This window comes from Nostoc sp. C117 (genome assembly GCF_043099735.1).
In the GTDB taxonomy this organism is placed as follows: domain Bacteria; phylum Cyanobacteriota; class Cyanobacteriia; order Cyanobacteriales; family Nostocaceae; genus Nostoc.
In genome coordinates this window covers 3,395,582-3,414,229 of the sequence record NZ_CP170991.1, presented here as the reverse complement: position 1 = coordinate 3,414,229, position 18,648 = coordinate 3,395,582, and the positions used below count along the sequence as shown (strand labels likewise).

Below are 18,648 nucleotides of genomic sequence, written 5' to 3'. Positions count from 1 at the left end.
GCTGTAATATATACTTTGATTAATCAATCAAATTACAAATTAATTAGTTCTTCGGTAGTTGGTATGCTAAATCTACGTTCTAAAAAGCTCAAAACCTATGCCAGACAAAAAAAATATCAGTTTTTAACTCAATTTAAAGAGCTTTTATATGGTTTAGAGGCTTAAAGTCTAATTGATTAATAGATTTTGAGTTTTAATTAATAGTTTGGCATAACACATACTGAAGAACCAATTAATTTGATATCATCAAGTAAAACTATATGGATAGATTACAAATATCGAAAGCCTAATTTGAGATTGCATAGGTTTAGTTGATTATAAATTAGGAATTATTTGTTGATAATTTATCCAAGCTTCCCAAAAAATATAAATTGATAGTATTCCTAAGAAAATACGAAGTACTAAACTTACAGTACGATCTGGTAATTTTGGCAATGTCCGAGTACTTATCTGAACGCCTAAAAGACCTCCAAACCCCAAAACTATACCTTGAATAAACAGAATATTTCCCTCTAATGTATGTCCTGTACAGGCAGCTAAACCAGTGATGACAATCACACCCAAACTAGTCTGAATTGCTACTTTTATGTCTTCTCCCAGTAGTAGCATTTGCAGTGGCACCATAATCGTACCGCCACCTAAGCCGAATAAACCTGCTAAAACTCCTGCTGCTCCCCCAGTACCAATTTTAGAAACCAATGGGTTAAATATTGGTGTGGTGTTTTCTTTTTCTCTAAGTAATAGTTGTTTACGAAGTTCAATCAAATAGATATTAGCTAGTAGTATAATGCCAAATGTAAAAAGTACTATATGGGATGGAATTTTATTGGCAAAATATACACCTATTCCAGTAGTTAGAAAAGCTGGAATTCCTAAGTAAAATACTCGTTTAAAGTCAAAGTAGCCCATCCACCAATTCTGTAAACTTCCAGAAATTGAGGTAATCACAATAGCAAGGCTACTAGTAGCGATCGCCTGAACGGGAGTATAACCTAGTGTGACTAAAAGGGGAATTGTGATAATACCGCCACCTATGCCTAAAAGTCCCGCTATAACTCCAGATATTAAACCCCCAGCCAGTAAAATCAACCAACTAAAATCATTCATAAACGATTGTTTTTTTACAAATAGTGGGCAATGGGGAACTTGTACTGAGCGAAGTCGAAGTATGGGGAGTTATTCTCCCTCATCTCCCCATCTCCCCATCATCCCCGTACTGTTACCGGATGACTAACAATGCCCCCGTAGAGTAATCCAGAATCATTCCAGGGAACTATACTCGGTTGTGTGTTACCTAAATTGTCAGTAGCACGAGCTTGCAGAAAATATTCCCCAGGAACTGGGTTCCATTCAATGTCCCAGCGTGTCCATGCAAATGGAAAGTTGGGTTCTCTCAGTCGGGCAAATTGCCAAGTTTTGCCACCATCTAGGCTGATTTCCACACGTACAATCTTGCCTTTCCCAGACCAAGAACGCCCACGCAGTAAGTAGTTTCCCGCAGAGAGCTTAGCTGGCCAAGCCAATTCAAAGGCGCTTTTCACATTTTGGTATGTAATCAACTTACCTTTATACGGGGCGATCGCTGGATAGTCTGCACCAATCAGCACCATCTGCTCTGTCACCCACTGGGTATATATCGGTGTTTCGGAAACTTCAATCCGCTCAATCCATTTAACATTGGCGTTTCCTCCCCAGCCAGGAAATAAGACACGACATGGCTGACCGTGATCTGGAGGTAATGGTTCTCCGTTCATGGCATAGACGACGAGCGAGTTATCTGCTAATGCCTTGGTAATGGGAACTACGCTACTGAACTTAGATTTATTGGTCTCCTTTGAGTCCAGCGAATCTACATCTGCGCCCTGAACCAGTACATCTGTTGCCGTGGATTTCAGTCCTGCTCGCTCTAATAACATACCAAGTGGTACACCAGTCCACTCAGCCACACCAATAGCCCCAAGCCTCCAGCGGATTCCAGAGAGTGGTGTGTTGTAAGCTTCTTCAAAGAAGCGCCGACCATTGGCAGCACACTCAATGGCACAAGTGACTGAGATAGACGGCATTGCGATGATTTCATCGTATGTGAACTCACAGGGAGTAGAAATACCAGTTCCGTGAACTTGCAAACGCCATGTAGACGGGTCAAAAGGAGGCGGTGTACTGCGGTTATGAACATAAAACCAATCGTTTGGGACTATATACCCACGCCCATACATCTCTTCCCAGTTCATCTCTAATGTGCCTTTGCTATGAGAGATATATCCTGGTGGCAATGGCTTAAGTATTTTACTGGCTTTAGTTTTAACACCTGCCTGACTATGAGCTGACGCAGGTTTAGCTAAACTCCCGATGGCTGTTGCGCCAACCATAGTAGCTAGTATTTGCAGAAACCGCTGGCGCGACATACCTGCGTCTGTACTTTTTTGCCAGATGCACTCATCGACCCGTGCTTTGAGATAATCCTCTTGGTCATTTGTCATTTGTCCTTTGTCCTTTGTCACTTGTTAACAGTCAACTGTCCTTTGTTAACACTTAACAGTCAACAGTTAACACTCAAAAGACTATCTCTCGATCGCTGTCCAAACACCGGTTATCTGATCTTGTGTGTAGTTAGGTAAATAGTGAGCCAATCCGTTTCTAGCTATTTGCTCGATCGCATCTATAAAGCGATCGCAGTCTTCTAATGTATTATATACAGCAAAGCTGGCGCGGATAATACTAGGAATATTACGTGTAATTCCTCTGTCTACTTCCTTGGCAATCTCGTAGTCTTGCTCGTTTGAAACATTCTTGAGTTTGCGAATGTATTCATATGTGCAGAAAGCCCCAGCCCGAACCCCAATGCCGTATTCTTGCGCCAGAATTTCTGCCACTAAGCGTCCATCAAACCCATCAATATCAAAGGGTATAACGTGGGCTAAATTATCTCCTGGGATATGTACTTTGACGCCAGGAATACTCTGAAGCCGTGTATATGTGAATTCAACTAGAGAGTGTTCATACTGAGCAATGCGCGAGCGTCCCAGTCCTTCAATAATTTTAATCGCTTTACCAATGGCGATCGCACCCATTGCGTTTGGTGTTCCAGGATCGTGGGCACGTTCTGTATAAAAACGCTTGATTTCTAGGTTTCTGGTGATATAAGGCAGGTTTCCACCCCCGATTTGATAAGGGTAGGAGCTATCAAAAAATTCCTTTGGTCCCAGCAAAACCCCGGTTCCATAGGGTGCATACATCTTGTGTCCAGAGAAAGCCACAAAATCTAAATGACATGGGTCATCATCTGCACCCATATTTACTTGTTCGTGCTGAATTAATTGACACACATCAGCAAATATTTTTGCACCATACCGATGTGCTAAAGCTGCAATTTCGTAAATTGGAGGTCTATAACCTGTAATTGTTGAAGCACCTGTAATAGTTACTAACTTAATTTGCTCGGATTTAGGTAGATTTTGGTGTGCCTTGAAGATATCTTCAATTTCAGCGAGACTGACACTTCCGTCTGGCTGGGTTCTGTATTGCACAACTTCGTCTCTAGTTACCCAAGGCAACAAATTTGATGAATGTTCAATATCAGAAACCAAGATTTTTCCAGGTTTTTTTGCCCAAAGTGTCGCGGCTCCATTAATTGCTTCTGTGGTATTTTTGGCAAAAATTACATAGTTTTCTGAAGATGACCCTACAAAGTCCCGAATAATATTCCGACTGGCATCATATTCTCGTGTAGTGATAACGGATTTTTGCCCAGAACCTCTATGTACACTACCATAGGTGTCAAGCATTTCATTGACATACTGCTTGAGAGTTGCAAAGGGAGTTGTTGTAGCACCATTATCCAAATTCACGTACTTGAGATATTTACCACTAAGAGTTTTCACTTTGAAAGATAAAGATTCATCTGTGAATAACGGTCTGATTTCTTTATCCCAAAAACTATCAAAATTTTCTGCAACTAGCGGTAATCTAGCTGCTTCTTGCTTGATTTTTGCGCTTATTTCAAGTACATCAGTCATCTTTAGCACCCCTATTTTAAATTTGGATTTTTTGGAAGTCCTTAACTAGCACAACGCTTTATTGAGCGCAACAGTTATATCAATCCGCAGTAATTATGGTCTTTATAGTTACTTTTTTCCTAGTAGAAAACTCGGTTCTTCCAATTATTCTTTAATAAATTAATTAAAAATGATATCAGTACTTACGCTTAACTTAATCAAGATTTTAGTAAATTAATATACAATGTATCTGTTATTTATAAGTACTAAACTATACTTTAAATAATTTTCTTGCAGTCATTAAACAAACTTGATGCATTGAAGGCAATATGAGAGAAAAAGTTTGTGATTAACTAAGCGTGGGATTGTTTACTAGAACTGTATTTACCGAAAACAAGCCTGGATTAAGTTGAGATTACTCTTTAAAGAAGTTTTATTAATTTACTTAGAGAACTTATTACTTCTTCATCAATTCTTTATAAGTATTTATTCGTATTTGTCATAATTACATAACATTTGAGATGTCGCAATGGTTTCAAGCAACATAAAAGTTGTCAATGAACTAGTAGTCTACCAACCCAAAATTGCTAGGTTTGGACTGGGAAAAGGGGACTGGGGTTGGGGGAAGGAATTAAAACCTTTTCCCTTTTCCCCTTACCCTTTACTCCGCCAAGTTTCCTTGGCGAACTACTAGTAGGAAGGCAAAGGTGTTATTTTGCTGGGTTCCAAGTGCCGTGGAAGCCGTGGGGTATAACGCTGGGTAATCCTAGTTTACAAACTGGTTCTGCATCTAGGCGATCGCTATCAAATATCCAAACTTCACTACTATGAGAATTACCATCATAAACAACCGTTAACACCCAACCTTTTTCAGGGTTTTGGGTGTCTTGGGCGTGGATAGGTTCTGAAGGATAACGGTTTTCTCCAAAGTCTGCTTCGGTGAGGGTTTCGGTTTTGTGGTCGAAGCAGGCGATCGCATTTACTAGTTCTTGGCTAATATCTGTTTCTGAACGAAATGTTGACATGTATGTGTACCGAGAAGCTTGTCCCACGTTTTGCTGTGGTACATTCGGAAATTCACAATGTTGGTTTAATAGTTGTTGAATTGAGGTAACTTTGGCCGTTTGCGGATGCAGATGAACTCGCCCTAATGTACTTTTAGCTGGGGTGTGAGTCTCACCTGTAGCTACTTCCTTGAGATATTGATTAGTTTGAAAATCTTCATAACGGGCAATATCTACAATCACTGAACCGCTAGCATCTACATAACCGTTGGCAAAATGCCATTGAAACCAAGCTTCAGTTTCTCCACGACTGACCACAGATAGGGTTTCTCGGTCAATAACTAAAATTTGAGTTCCTAATTTAGGTTTCCACTCTAGCGAATCACTATAGTTGTTTATCCCTATTAGCAGGGCGAAGATACTCAACCGCACTGGCGGAAGGAAAAATACAATATATTGTCCTGCTAAAACAAAATCATGCAAGAATGGTATACCATCTAGTTCGTATGCGGCTTGTTGGATAATCCGGCCAGTCGAATCGCTTTTGTAAATATTCAGCGTTGCATTTCGTCCAGGGCTGATGCCAAAGTTAAAAATCTCCCCTGTTTGCCGATCGCGCTTACAATGTGCGGAGTAGTTTAATCCTTTAGTTAACCCTCCTAAATCATCTTCGCCCAAAGTTTCTAAAGTTTGTAAATCGAGGGCGTGGGGTTTACCACCTTCCCACAGTGCCAAAAGTTTATCTGGAAGTGCTAGTACTGAAGTGTTGGCAGCATTCTTGAGGGGCTTTTGCCATTGATTCCAAATTGGCCCCGGTGCATTCATGCCATAATTGCCGTAGAGTAGTTTACCTGCTGCGGCTTCATCTTGATAACCAAAGGTTTGCACGTAGCGATAAACCCCAGTTGCGACTTCATCGGTAAAATTTACAGCCAGAATTGCCCCATCTCCATCAAACCAGTGTCCTATGTGAATGCCACCGCGTTCTAGTCGTGCGGGGCCATTACGGTAAAGTGTGCCACGCAAGCCATCTGGAATTTTGCCAGAGATAATTGGCAGTTTGCTATGGGGAAATTCTGTTGCTGGTGTGGCGATCGCACCTGCCCAAGCTTTTTTAATTGACTTTTTAGTAATAGTATGCATATTAAATTAGTGTTTGATAAATTCATTGATGTATACAGATGCATTGTGACATTTTCTGTTGCAATTTCTTAACAACGCCTCTGCCTGTAGAGCTACAAAGGCTTAAGCGTTGGAGAACACAATAATATTAAGTTCGGTTGAATAAGCTGATGCGCGTCTAAAGTATAAACACTCTTGATGGTCTTTGACTGTTAACTGTTGACGGGTTTTCAGTCAACAGTCATCAGGTAAATGTACAAATTAAATTGAAGTTTAAGTGTTCCCCGAGGGTACGCGCAAATATGCAACGCCTAAAATTTGAGTATTTCTCGGTCATAGTTTTCGGGAAGAGGTTCTATTTCCCAAACTATGCCTTCTCCTGGTTCCAAAGCAACTTCTACATAAAGTTGTTCTACGGCATTGAGAGCAATATCTTCGTTGTTGGGAAAGGGTTGTAAATCTTCAGTGAGGAGTCGGAGTTTAAAACCTCCAGGGATGGCTGCACCCACACTCAGGTTGCGTAACTCAAAGCGCCAAACAGTTGTATCTGGTTGACCTTGTGGTGTAATTAGCAGTTCGTAGCTTTGACCTGCGATCGCCAATTGACGAGATATAATCATCTCTGGTTGGCTTTGGTCAACACTCCGCGCCCCAGCGCTACTCAGTTGTAAACCAAGACTTCCCCAACCAACAGCCTCTGCAACTTGAGAAACACCGCTTTGCAACCATTCAAGAACTGACCACTGTTCTGATATTCCCAAGCGACGTTGATATAAGCTTTTGCGCCAACCGCCATGTTGAATTAACCCCGCCCATAATTCAAAAGGAATAGCGACTCTGGGTGTAAGTATTTCTGGATTTCCCAGACGCGTAATTAGGTTTTGTGCTTGGGTTTGTGGTACGGTGGCTATCTCTTCAATGGGGATACGTGTTACTTCCTCTGGGCAAAGTTGCCGCGCCACAGCTAAAATACCGATGTCATTGATAATATTATCGGCATCAAGAGAATAAGTGCGATCGCTTGCATCATAATTTCCCCTAGCTTTGAGTTGTGCATGGGTGCAATAACCCCAAATTCTCACATAACCTTCATCAGCTTCTACCTGCACAGCTAAGTAATAATCACCTACCCAACTGGGAATATCCACCCATTCTTGAGGTACTCGCAATTCTCTTAAATCAATTGTCTCGCTGGGAATTAAGATAAATCGGGTTGCGTCTAGCGTGATTGGGGTTCCATTTACCAATTCCCAAAAACTGGATAAAACAGTGGTAGTTGGCCAGACCTTTGCTTGCGGTGTGAAATCCTCTTGTAACCATACTAAGACAGCGCCCAGGCAAAGTTCGTTAATATAACCTTGATAGCGAGAAGTAGGGTTAGAAAAAGATTGACTCTGAATATCTGCTTGATTTTGGGTAGCAGTGGGAATTTCTAAAATTAAGTCTGTTGGATTTGCAAAAGTAAATACAGTAGTCATGGGGGATTGGGGATTGGGGACTGGGGACTGGGGACTGGGGATTGGGGCTAGTGGTCTGTCAAATTCATTTTGACGGTTAGGGAGACGCGATAAATCGCCGTCTCTACAGGCATATTTATCCATCAATTATTTATTTATTGACAGACTACTAGTAATAATTTCTCAACCATTCCTCCATCACTGTATTTATGCTTTTGAGTAGGTCTGATGTAATGGAAATATGCAAACTATCTCGACTCCAATTAGCTAAAGACCGCAATAAAGCTTCCTGAGCTTTTTTTAATCTTCGAGAGACAGTATATTGCTGCATTTGTAATTGTTTGGCAATTTTATCTTGAGTTAGTTCTTCACCGTAGTAAAGTTTTACAATTTCTTGTAATTGCGGTTCAAGTTGAGCGATCGCCAAGACTAAAACTTTGTTAATCTCAGTTTGCTGAGAAATTCTAGCTTGTTCTTCTTCTTGGGCGACAATTTCATTAATTAAGGATTCTTGTTTATCTGCGGTGAGATTGTCTAGCCACTCCCAGGAGTCATCACTACCTTTGGGTATATTGAGAGATTCTGCGGTAGGATAACGATATTTGCGGACAGCTTTAGCAGAACTTAAGAGCCATTTTTCCAGAGTTGCGGAATTGACTTGTTGATTACTTTGTGTATTGTAAGCTTTAGCGATCGCTTGCCAAATTACATCGTCTGGTCGAGAAAGTTGCCGAGAAGTCCCAGTTTTCGTAGGAACATACAAAGTTTTGAAACATTCCCAAGCGAGGATGTAAGCATTAATCTCCTCTGGGGATAAGCCAGCATTTTGCAAAGACTCCAGCAAAAGCTTTTTAGTGATTTTTCGTAACAGTCCCCAATCTGTACAAATATCAACTTCGCTCTTTTGACGCAAAGTTTCACGAATTGCACTACCAAAGATGGCGTTAGCGTAGTTTTTTAAGCCAAAACCTTGATTGGGGTTGAAACCTTTAAGGACTTTATCAACTTGGGCGATCGCAATCTGAAAACAGTCTGATAGTTTATACTGAGTACTGGCAAAATTAGTAACAGTTTTTTGAGATACCCAATAACAAGGTTCTTGCAAGTAAGCCGTGAGATGTTGCCTAGCCAGTACCTCAGTTTCGGGAAGCTGCGAAAATTTATACCAATAAAGCGCCCAAAAATATTCCGAACTTTCTTGTGGGGTGCGATTGACACAACTTTGGATACTCCGACGCAAACTTGATTCTATCGCCCAACGACTAAAGCGATCGGCTTCAAATTGCACAAAAGTTGAAAATATTTCAGTAATGCTTTTTCGGGGTTGCATAAAAATTTGTCATTTGTCAAGAGTTATTAGTTACAGCAGGTTTCTTTTGCATGAAGTACAAAGCTACGGGTTTGGAGACAGGAGGTAGAAACTGTTTACATCTGATTTGAAGTCCTGCATTTTGTACCTCATTTACTTGCAAACTGGGAGCATCCCAATGCAAGCTTAAATCTTTCCCCTCACCCCCAGCCCCTCTCCCAAAGATGGGAGAAGGGGTTAGGGGATGAGGGCTATCAAGGTTTTTGCACATATGGAATGCTCCCTGCAAACTGTTGTATTTTCTCTGTGCTTCTTATTCCTGAATTGTTTTTAAACGGTAAAGTATCTCGCCAGCCTTGGGTACAAGCAAAACACCTTCATCCTCCCGATTAGACCATTCTGTTAGTTGAATGGTAGCCGGATTGCGATAATTCAAGTTATGAGCGGCGCAACGCTCTGGAGAAATCCCAGTAGCTAAAGTAACACGAATCCGCGCTTTTTCTCCTTTTATAGAATCAAAACTGCCCATACCTTTTAAATGAGTACTATGAGCCAGCACTCCCGCAGGATATGTTTGAAATTTATCCCACTGTTTAACAAAGTAATCCCGCACGTGATAACCAATTTGAGCTAAGATTTCGCCGTGTGTATAGCTAAATTCAGTAATATGAGGTGCATAGATAATTACTTCTCCTCCATCTGTCACTACTGGCTCTAGCTTATACATTCCTTTTGCGGCTGTCCAAATATCATCATACATTTTCGGCATGACTGAAAGCACTTGTTTAAAAGACCGATCTACATATTTAATATGGAGTTGGGCTGATAATTTTGCCGCAGCTTCCCAGGCTAACTCCGGTTTATCTATGTAAAGCCCAGCTAAATGATTTGTTTTTGGTGCAACCACCATTGCCAAACAAAGTTTCGGTGTAGAAATTAAACTGGCGGCTCGATTTATCAAGCGTCTAACTGGGGTTATTCCCAATGTACCAATAATTTCATAACAGGTGATTAAGGCTCCTAACCAGTGTGATAGATTAATTACTTCCTGACCGCTAATGCCGGGAAAAAAATATTTATTTCCACCAGAAAACCCGACAACTTCATGGGGAAAAACTGGGCCACAAATAATTATTAAATCATATTCTGTTACTAGCTTATTAACACGTACATCAACTTCTTGATAGAGCATTCCATTACTAATATCTGCTATCTCCGCAGCCGAAATTACTCCACAGGAAATAAATGTATCTGGGACATTCCACAGATGATTAAAGATGTGAACTCCTTTAAAAGTTGTCTCTCGCTCCTGTGCTGTTACTCCAACTAAGCGATTGATTTGTTCTTCACTCATGGGATTATGTGTACCCAGAGCAATCAAAAAATCTAATGCAGCAACCCTCTTACTCAATTGCTGATGCAGCAATCGAAACATTTGGGGGATGGGAGCGGTGCGGGTGCCATCTGGAATTAATACTAGAATACGCTGTCCATCTAACTGAGGATCTGCCAAAGCTTGATGAACTAAATCGGAAACTTGTTCATCTGGAAGTGTGCCATTAGTTACAGCTAGTGAATACATTTTTAAACTCCACTGTAGATACTAAACCCACCATCTACCGGCACAACTACCCCGTTAACAAAACTAGCACCAGAACTGCATAACCAAATCAAAGTACTGAGTAATTCGTTTGGTTCTCCAAAGCGTCCGGCTGGGGTATGGTCGATGATTTTTTGCCCGCGATCGCTTAAACTGCCATCTGGATTGAGTAATAAATCTCGATTTTGTTCGCCAATAAAGAAACCTGGGGCGATCGCATTGACTCGCAACGCCGCTCCATATTTTTGAGCCAGTTCTACAGCTAGCCAACGAGTAAAGTTATCTATGGCCGCTTTCGCTGCTGAATAACCAACCACCCGACTAATTACTCGGATTGCAGACATAGAAGAAATATTCACAATACAACCTTGGGGTTGATTTTTTTCGACCATTGCTTGACCAAAAATCTGGCTGGGCAGTAAAGTACCAATTAGGTTGAGACTAACGACTTCCTCAAATGCTGTATGTGGCATATCAAAAAAACTGGCATCAGCAGTAATTGTGGCAGCCGGAATATTACCACCAGCGGCGTTTACCAGGATATCTATCTGTCCCCAATGATTTAAAATAGCGTATCTGGCTATTTCTAATTGCGAGCGATCGCTAACATCTGCCAGTATAGTCATACTTTCGCCACCGTTAGCGGTAATATCTGCCACCACCGCATCCGCCCGTGGTTCATTGCGGCCGATAACGACTACTCGCGCTCCAGCAAGGGCTAAACCCCTCGCCATAGCTCCACCAAGCACACCAGAACCCCCTGTGACTATGGCTACCTGGTCTTTCAAACTAAAAAGTTTATGTAAAATCAAATCTGATTTATTTAATAAGTCTGGCATTGATAATTCCTCTATTTATTTACTCCGTTCGCGCACCATTTTAATTTCATCCGCAATGCATCAAAGTTGCAGGGTGATGCATTCAAGTTGCAGGGCGACGCATCAAAGTTGCAGTTCGATGCAACAAAGGGATTTCCAAAAAATAAATTATTCAATCTTGTGGGGTGGGCATCTTGCCCGCCTTTGGCTGTGGGCGGACAAGACGCCTACCCCACAACAAATAATTGAGTATTTTTTATTTAGAACTCCCTTAGTTCAATTTATAAGCAACTTTGGCGAGATCGTAAGCTAAAGCAAAAGCCATTTCATACCCTTCTTCTTCCTCGATTAACCCACGTGTTACTAATCCCGCTAACCAGTTACAAGCTACACGTCGCCAAACAGTATGGCGAGCAGGAATAGAAACGAAAGCGCGTGTATCATCGTTAAAACCGGCGGTGTTATAAAGTCCGGCTGTTTCCATGACTTGATTGAAGTATCGCTCCATACCATTCATGCTGTCGTGAAACCACCAAGGCGGGCCCAGCAGTACTGCGGGATAATGACCCGCTAGGGGAGCTAGTTCGCGGCTATAAGTGCTTTCATCTAATCCAAACAAGATTAAGTGAAAGTCTTTGTAATTGCCGTAAGCTGACAACAACGGACGTAAATTTTCAGTCCATTCTATTTTTAAAGGAATATCAGCACCCTTATCAGCTCCAAACCGCTCAAAGACCGCTGAGTTATGGTTACGCATAATACCGCAATGCATTTGCATCACTAGACCATCTTCTATACTCATCCGAGCCATTTCCATAAACATATGACCAATAAAACGCTCTGCATCACCGGGATTGAGTTTGTTGGCTAATGCTCTGGCAAAAATAGCTTCTGCTTCCTGTTCAGTAAGGCGTGTAGTATAAGGTGTAGCTGCACTATGGTCGGTTGCTGTCGCGCCCATCTTTTTAAAAAAAGCTCGACGTTCTTCTAGAGTTTCCACAAAAGTCGCGTAAGTGCTAATGTCTCGCCCAACAGTGCTTTCCAACTTCGCTAGGTTTTCCCGCCAACCAGGAATATCCAGGTTGACTACTCCATCTGGTCGAAAAGTCGGTTTGATCTGCGTAAAACCTTCTTGCTTTAATGATTGATGGTACTCAAGGCGATCGCTGGCTGCATCGGTAGTACAAAGCACTTCAATATTAAACTTTTTGAATAAAGCCCGAGGTGAAAACTCAGGTAACAGTAATAATCTTTCTAGATAATCATAGATGTATCCAGCATTGCGAGAATTTAAAGGCTCATCCACCCCAAAGACGTTAGTGAGTTCGTCTTTTAGCCACAACCCAGACGGAGTACCTCGAAATAAGTAAAAATGTTCGGCGAAAAGCTGCCAGATTTTCCGGTGGTTAGTTTCTACACGCGAACCATCACTGCTAGGTATGCCTAAAGCTGACAAAGGTATACCCCGACTATAGAGCATACGAAAAATGTAATGGTCAGGAATAATAAATAATTCAGTTGGCGAACCAAAACGAGCTGCTGGATTAGCTAATAAAGCTGGGTCTACATGTCCGTGGGGGCAGACCAGTGGTAAAGTAGATATGCTTTCAAAAAATTGACGCGCCAGTTGTCTTTGGACTGGTTCTGAGGCGAAACAGCGATCGCCAGATAAACTCCATTTTTTAGTCAACATATTTTTTGTTATTTGTTATTTGTTATTAGTTTTTCTCCGTGTCCCCTCATCCCCCTTGCCCAAATGCAGCAGTACTACCCCGCTTTACTAGAAAAGGAGATAAGACGCGGTTTTCCACACTTTTTTCCTCTAATAAATCGAGTAATATTTGCATGGCTGAGCGACCAATTTCTAACATTGGTTGGCAAACTGTTGTCAGTGAAGGCGTGACGTAACGGGAAAGAGCAATACCATCAAATCCGACTAAACTTAATTCTTGGGGTACTGAAATACTTAGTTCTTGACAGGCTAAGAGAGCGCCAACTGCTACCATGTCGTTGTAACAAAAGATGGCTGTTACGCCAGTGATAAATAGTTTATATAGCATCTTTTTTCCCGTATCAACATCGCTGATTCTGATATTGTCTTCATCACTAATTGCTACCCAATCATTGTTTTGTGGTAAATTAGCCTCGCTAAGAGCCATTCGATATCCTTCTAAACGCTCTTGGTTTGACTTACTGCGATCGCCTACACCCAAATAACCAATAGCAGTGTGTCCCAAACTAATCAGATGCTCTACCGCTAATCGGCCACCTAAGCAGTCGTCTATGGATACCGAGTGCAATATTGCTGGTTGATCCTTAGTCTGGCTATTAATCAGAACTGTTGGTACAGCAATTTGAGTGAGTTGCTGTGTATGCTGTTTATTCATTCGTGAGTCGGCTACTAAGATTCCATCCACTCGTCGGCGATGAAAATTATCAATCGTGGCTATTTCCTGCTGAAAATCCCGGTGTGAAGCACTTAAAAGAACATTCAAGCCAGCTTCTCTAGCTATCTGTTCAATTCCCTCTACTACCTCGCCAAAAAATGGATCGGCGATGGAAGTTACTACTACTCCAATGGTATTAGTGCGTTGATTTTGCAAGCTTTGAGCTATGGCGTTAGGCACATAGTTCATTTCTCGTGCTATTTTCTTAATTTCCTCTCGCACCTGAGCGCTAATCAGAGCATTATCTCGCAAAGCACGCGAAACCGTGGAATGAGAAACACCTGCTCTTCGAGCAATATCTTCAATGGAAATTTTTCGTTTACTCATATTTTATCTTAATTTATGCACACGTGTGCATATAATGTTGATTATTCAGCAAACTTGAGTCATTTGTCAAATGATTATTCTTTTAATGGGTGTTTCTGGATCGGGCAAAACTACCATAGGAAAACTACTAGCAGAGTCTTTGGACTGGAAATTTAGCGACGCAGATGATTTTCACTCGCCAGAGAATATTGAGAAAATGCAACATGGTATCCCTCTGAGCGATCTTGACAGAGTACCTTGGTTGCAAGATTTGCGAACAGCCATTCAGCAATGGCTGCAACAAAATCAAAATATGGTACTGGCGTGTTCGGCTCTCAAAGACAGCTATCGCCAATTTTTGGTGTCAGATAGCGATGGACTATGCCCAGACGGAAGCGATCGCATTAAGTTAGTTTACCTCAAAGGATCTTATGAGTTAATTCAAAAGCGCTTGCAAGAGCGTCACAATCACTATATGACTGAAAAACTCCTCGATAGCCAGTTTAATACTCTGGAAGAGCCATTAAACACTATATATATAGATATTGCACAGACGCCTGAAGAAATTCTCCAAAATATCAGAACAGCTTTAGCAATTTAATCACTAATGTAAAGAATGTTTGCTAATGGCTAAATGCACAGGTATGCATTTAGATAAGAAACTTAACAGACTTTTTTGCACACGTGTGCAAAAATTAAGAATAAGCAGATTAAATGTTTATACACACCTGTGCATAAACCTACTAAAATTCAGTATTGAAAAGTAGAAAGCTATGTCTCCAACTTTAAATAATTCCTTTGTTCAAGTTCAAAACAATCCTTTGCATTCATTAGAAGAATGGGAAGAAGATCTACTCAATCGCTATCCCAACCCAGAAAGCATAGTTAAAGAAGGTAAAACAACTGAAGAATACAGGAATTATGAAACTACTACTAGAGATACAGTGAAAGAGTTTTATCGCTTAAATCATATTCATCAAACTTATGATTTTGTAATACAAAAAAAAGCAGAGTTTTCCAAGTTTGACAATAAGGAAATGACTGTTTGGGATGCGATCGAATTTTTGAACCAATTAGTTGATGATTCTGATCCCGATACAGACCTAGACCAATTACAGCACTTGTTACAAACATCAGAAGCTATTCGTGCAGATGGTCATCCTGATTGGATGGTACTGACCGGCTTTTTTCACGATATGGGGAAAGTGCTTTGTCTATTTGGTGAACCTCAATGGGCGACTGTAGGCGATACCTATCCTGTAGGTTGTGAATTTTCTGATAAAATTGTTTTCTCAGAGTTTTTCAAAGATAATCCTGATTACAATAACCCGAAATACAACACTAAATATGGTATTTACGAGCCGAATTGTGGATTGAGTAATGTACACATGTCATGGGGACACGATGAGTATTTCTACACCATCATGAAACCTTATTTGCCCGAACCTGCATTGTACATCCTTCGCTATCACTCATTTTATCCTCAACATCGTGAAGACGCATACGACCATTTGATGGATAAACGCGATCGCGAAATGTTTAAATGGGTGAAGTTATTCAATCCCTACGATTTGTATTCCAAAAACCCCAATCCTCCTGATTGGCAAAAACTAAGGCCTCATTATGAGGATCTAGTCGCTAAATATTTACCGCCAACATTAAAATTCTAAATGTCTGGTAGTTGCAAAGGTAAATATTCAATAAATACTTCACAGATATCATAACTCCTTGAGAGGATTGTTTAAAAGTTCCGAAAGGCATAATTTTCCATTTCTGCACTCTTTTAAGTGCAAAGTCGAATCCAGGTTTTAGTTATGTAGTTAGATGTCTTGCTGCACTAACTATCAGAGCAAAATACCCTTTTAAAAGATCCTTTGAGGAGTATAGGGACTGGGCATTGCACTTATCTGTGCATCATAAGTCATGAAAAGTAGTTCATTTAACATGATATTACATTGAAACGAAAAAGACTTTTTTGTTTTGTAAACTTCGATAAAGGAAATTCATTTTTGTAACAATCCAGGATAAACTAAAAAAATAAAACAACATAGAAAGTCAAAATTTTAACAACCTAAGGTTTTTTAAATCTTAGCAAACAATTCTTTTTGCTCTAACTGCTTTTAAATACAAGTTTCAAAAAATGATTGGTTTACTTCTGCTTTAAAAAGCAAACAAATTACTTTAGTCTAACTAATAGCAAAAGCTGGAATTACATCCAACCAAATGTAAGAACTTTAATCAGAAGTCAAAATACCACAGCTATCAGTGCCAATTAATTAAGTCTGAAGTTACCAACATTTTATGATATTGCAGATTTCGATTCTGCTAATTTTCCGCCAATTTCAATGCGTTGTTGGATATAGATGAGTATGAAGAAACTTTGGTTAATAGCTAGCATATTAGGTTTAGTTGGTACTACAATTGTTGGTTGCAATGACACTCAAAATGGGAATATTGGGACTAACAATAATACTAACAGAGTTATTAACACTAGTTTAGAGAATCAGGCTAGTAATTCTAATGGAAAGTTACAAACAATCGGTGTTGTTTTGAATGATTTGGGAAACCCATTTTATGTAGCGGTACAGAATGGGGCACAGAAACAAGCCAAGAAAATCGGGGGCGGTAATATCAGAGTTAATGCAGTTTCCAGTGCCTTTGATCTGAATCTACAAACCAATCAAATCGAAAATTTTACTGCTGCTAATACTGACCTAATTATCCTTAGCGCTGTTGACAAAAAAGGAATAAAACCAGCAATTGACCAAGCAAAACTTGCAGGTAAAGTTGTCATTGCCATAGATTCAGCCGTTGATGCAGACGTGGATGCGATGATTAGCTCGAACAATACCCAAGCTGGAGAGATTGGTTGCCAATATATTGCCGATCGCCTCCAAGGAAAAGGTAACGTAGTTGTTCTTAATGGTACGCCGATGGACTCCATTAATCAGCGAGTTAGCGGCTGTAAAAATTCACTTTCTAAATATCCCGATATAAAAATTATTTCTGACCAAAACGCAGAAGGGACAAGGGATGGTGGACTTAGAGTCATGACTGATTTATTGACAACCTTTCCCAAAATCGATGCTGTTTTTGCCACCAACGATCAAAGCGGTGTGGGCGCAGATTTAGCAGCGAGGCAAGCAAAACGGAATGAATTTTTTATTGTTGGGGTTGACGGTTCACCTGATGCAACCAAAGCAATGGAAGACAAAAATGGTGTATTTGTGGCAACTGCTGCTCAAAATCCCGCAGGGATGGCTGAAAAAGCGGTTGAGATTGGTAACGATCTCATCCAAGGCAAAAAACCTGAGTCCCGTGAAGTTTTGATTCCAGTCAACTTAGTCACCCGTGAAAATCTCAGCAGCTATAAGGGTTGGTGAGGGGGCGGAGGAAGCAAAGGAGCAGAGGAAGAATTCCTAACTCAGCACTCGTATTGTATTTTTTGGAGGTAAATTATTTTGAAAAAAATTGCGATCGCAGCTAGTTTATTAGGTCTTGTCAGTAGTACTTTGATTGGTTGTACAAATGGCTCTCAAGATAGCAATACTGCTACTAACCCTGATACCAACGCTGGTACTAACACTGCTACTAATACTAGCGCCCAGACTAAGCCGGGGACTGCGGATGCCAAATTGCGATCGGTAGCTTTCACCGCTGGCGATTTAAGTAACCCCTTCTTCGTCCTGATGGGACAGGAAATTGAAGCCACAGCCAAGAAAATCGGCGGTAATGATGTCAAGACAAGTGTAGTTTCTAGTGCCTACGATCTCAACCAACAATCTAACCAAATTGAAAACTTCACAGCATCCAATACTGACATCATTATCTTGAATGCTGCTGATAAAAGTGGGATTAAGCCAGCAGTAGAAAAAGCCAAACTTGCAGGCAGAATTGTGATTGCAGTAGATACAGGTGCAGAAGGAGGTGTGGATGCCACTGTAACCACTAATAATGTGCAAGCTGGAGAGGTTGCTTGTAAATATATTGGCGATCGCCTCAAAGGCAAAGGTAATGTAGTAATTCTCAATGGACCTCAGGTAGACTCAGTGATTCAGCGAGTTAGTGGTTGTGAGAATGTGTTATCCAAATATCCTGATATCAAACTACTCTCTAAAGACCAAAATGGAGAGGGCAGCAGGGATGGAGGACTTAGAGTTATGACTGATTTGCTCACAACCTTTCCGAAAATTGATGCTGTTTTTGCCATCAACGATCCGAGTGGAGTGGGAGCAGAACTAGCAGCTAACCAAGCACAACGTAAAGACTTCTTTATTGTTGGGGTTGATGGTGCCCCAGAAGCAATTAAAGCGATCGCTGCCAAAGATGGCATATATGCAGCAACAGCTACTCAAAATCCGCGAGGTATGGCGGCGAAAGCAGTCGAAGTTGGCAACGATATCTTGCATGGTAAAAAACCTCAGTCATCTACCATTTTGATTCCAGTCAAGCTGATTACCAAAGATAACGTCAGCACTGAAAAAGGTTGGTAAATGTGGGAGTGGGGAGATGAGGGGGTAAACAAAACTCCTAACTCAGCATGGGCTAAACGCCCCGCTATCCATGTACAGCACTCACACTCAGCACTCC

The 18,648-nt window shown here is 40.9% G+C and carries 14 protein-coding genes; 4 read left to right on the top strand and 10 right to left on the bottom strand.

Translation table 11 applies throughout. The features are described 5' to 3' along the window. Positions 1-315: 315 nt before the first annotated feature. The 10 genes from ACFG4S_RS14875 to ACFG4S_RS14830 all read right to left on the bottom strand — a co-directional run bounded on the left by ACFG4S_RS14875 (position 316) and on the right by ACFG4S_RS14830 (position 14,079). On the bottom strand, positions 316-1,107 hold the full coding sequence (locus tag ACFG4S_RS14875; protein WP_392535519.1) for a sulfite exporter TauE/SafE family protein: 792 nt from the start codon (positions 1,105-1,107) through the stop codon (positions 316-318). 98 nt (positions 1,108-1,205) lie between these two features. Further along, complete coding sequence (locus ACFG4S_RS14870) at positions 1,206-2,480, bottom strand: sulfite oxidase (protein ID WP_392535518.1); 1,275 nt, start codon at positions 2,478-2,480, stop codon at positions 1,206-1,208. 81 nt (positions 2,481-2,561) lie between these two features. Next, positions 2,562-4,016, bottom strand: a complete 1,455-nt coding sequence (locus tag ACFG4S_RS14865) for an aminotransferase class V-fold PLP-dependent enzyme (protein ID WP_392535517.1) — start codon at positions 4,014-4,016, stop codon at positions 2,562-2,564. Between the two features lie 689 nt (positions 4,017-4,705). Continuing rightward, positions 4,706-6,142 (bottom strand): carotenoid oxygenase family protein, encoded by a 1,437-nt coding sequence (locus ACFG4S_RS14860; protein ID WP_392535516.1) that lies wholly within the window; start codon positions 6,140-6,142, stop codon positions 4,706-4,708. A 290-nt stretch (positions 6,143-6,432) separates the two neighbouring features. Beyond that, complete coding sequence (locus ACFG4S_RS14855) at positions 6,433-7,599, bottom strand: DUF1822 family protein (protein ID WP_392535981.1); 1,167 nt, start codon at positions 7,597-7,599, stop codon at positions 6,433-6,435. A 148-nt stretch (positions 7,600-7,747) separates the two neighbouring features. Further along, a complete protein-coding gene (locus tag ACFG4S_RS14850) occupies positions 7,748-8,908 on the bottom strand; it encodes a sigma-70 family RNA polymerase sigma factor (RefSeq protein WP_392535515.1) in 1,161 nt (386 codons plus the stop codon). Between the two features lie 292 nt (positions 8,909-9,200). Then, positions 9,201-10,469, bottom strand: a complete 1,269-nt coding sequence (locus tag ACFG4S_RS14845) for a lactate racemase domain-containing protein (RefSeq protein ID WP_392535514.1) — start codon at positions 10,467-10,469, stop codon at positions 9,201-9,203. A 2-nt stretch (positions 10,470-10,471) separates the two neighbouring features. Then, positions 10,472-11,326 carry an SDR family oxidoreductase gene (locus ACFG4S_RS14840; protein ID WP_392535513.1) on the bottom strand — a complete coding sequence of 285 codons (855 nt, stop codon included), beginning with the start codon at positions 11,324-11,326 and terminating at the stop codon, positions 10,472-10,474. Positions 11,327-11,576: 250 nt separating this feature from the next. After that, positions 11,577-12,998: a glucuronate isomerase gene (gene uxaC / locus ACFG4S_RS14835; RefSeq protein WP_392535512.1), complete on the bottom strand. Its 1,422-nt coding sequence runs from the start codon at positions 12,996-12,998 to the stop codon at positions 11,577-11,579. A 46-nt stretch (positions 12,999-13,044) separates the two neighbouring features. Further along, positions 13,045-14,079, bottom strand: coding sequence for a LacI family DNA-binding transcriptional regulator (locus ACFG4S_RS14830; RefSeq protein ID WP_392535511.1), 1,035 nt, complete (start codon positions 14,077-14,079; stop codon positions 13,045-13,047). Between the two features lie 70 nt (positions 14,080-14,149). Here ACFG4S_RS14830 and ACFG4S_RS14825 point away from each other — a divergent pair, with 70 nt between their 5' ends. The 4 genes from ACFG4S_RS14825 (at position 14,150) to ACFG4S_RS14810 (ending at position 18,551) form a co-directional block, all read left to right on the top strand. Next, complete coding sequence (locus tag ACFG4S_RS14825; RefSeq protein WP_392535510.1) at positions 14,150-14,659, top strand: gluconokinase; 510 nt, start codon at positions 14,150-14,152, stop codon at positions 14,657-14,659. Positions 14,660-14,831: 172 nt separating this feature from the next. Beyond that, on the top strand, positions 14,832-15,728 hold the full coding sequence (locus ACFG4S_RS14820) for an inositol oxygenase family protein (RefSeq protein WP_392535509.1): 897 nt from the start codon (positions 14,832-14,834) through the stop codon (positions 15,726-15,728). A 699-nt stretch (positions 15,729-16,427) separates the two neighbouring features. Then, positions 16,428-17,441, top strand: a complete 1,014-nt coding sequence (locus tag ACFG4S_RS14815; RefSeq protein ID WP_392535508.1) for an ABC transporter substrate-binding protein — start codon at positions 16,428-16,430, stop codon at positions 17,439-17,441. A 72-nt stretch (positions 17,442-17,513) separates the two neighbouring features. Next, the gene (locus tag ACFG4S_RS14810; RefSeq protein WP_392535980.1) at positions 17,514-18,551 is read left to right on the top strand and encodes an ABC transporter substrate-binding protein; all 1,038 of its coding nucleotides are present in this window, start codon (positions 17,514-17,516) and stop codon (positions 18,549-18,551) included. Positions 18,552-18,648 lie beyond the last annotated feature (97 nt).

What these genes read in the sequence shown, in the direction of transcription:
- ACFG4S_RS14875 (WP_392535519.1), bottom strand. Translation starts at nt 1,107, where the DNA reads ATGAATGATTTTAGTTGGTTGATTTTACTGGCTGGGGGTTTAATATCT.
- ACFG4S_RS14870 (WP_392535518.1), bottom strand. Translation starts at nt 2,480, where the DNA reads ATGACAAATGACCAAGAGGATTATCTCAAAGCACGGGTCGATGAGTGC.
- ACFG4S_RS14865 (WP_392535517.1), bottom strand. Translation starts at nt 4,016, where the DNA reads ATGACTGATGTACTTGAAATAAGCGCAAAAATCAAGCAAGAAGCAGCT.
- ACFG4S_RS14860 (WP_392535516.1), bottom strand. Translation starts at nt 6,142, where the DNA reads ATGCATACTATTACTAAAAAGTCAATTAAAAAAGCTTGGGCAGGTGCG.
- ACFG4S_RS14855 (WP_392535981.1), bottom strand. Translation starts at nt 7,599, where the DNA reads ATGACTACTGTATTTACTTTTGCAAATCCAACAGACTTAATTTTAGAA.
- ACFG4S_RS14850 (WP_392535515.1), bottom strand. Translation starts at nt 8,908, where the DNA reads ATGCAACCCCGAAAAAGCATTACTGAAATATTTTCAACTTTTGTGCAA.
- ACFG4S_RS14845 (WP_392535514.1), bottom strand. Translation starts at nt 10,469, where the DNA reads ATGTATTCACTAGCTGTAACTAATGGCACACTTCCAGATGAACAAGTT.
- ACFG4S_RS14840 (WP_392535513.1), bottom strand. Translation starts at nt 11,326, where the DNA reads ATGCCAGACTTATTAAATAAATCAGATTTGATTTTACATAAACTTTTT.
- uxaC (WP_392535512.1), bottom strand. Translation starts at nt 12,998, where the DNA reads ATGTTGACTAAAAAATGGAGTTTATCTGGCGATCGCTGTTTCGCCTCA.
- ACFG4S_RS14830 (WP_392535511.1), bottom strand. Translation starts at nt 14,079, where the DNA reads ATGAGTAAACGAAAAATTTCCATTGAAGATATTGCTCGAAGAGCAGGT.
- ACFG4S_RS14825 (WP_392535510.1), top strand. Translation starts at nt 14,150, where the DNA reads ATGATTATTCTTTTAATGGGTGTTTCTGGATCGGGCAAAACTACCATA.
- ACFG4S_RS14820 (WP_392535509.1), top strand. Translation starts at nt 14,832, where the DNA reads ATGTCTCCAACTTTAAATAATTCCTTTGTTCAAGTTCAAAACAATCCT.
- ACFG4S_RS14815 (WP_392535508.1), top strand. Translation starts at nt 16,428, where the DNA reads ATGAAGAAACTTTGGTTAATAGCTAGCATATTAGGTTTAGTTGGTACT.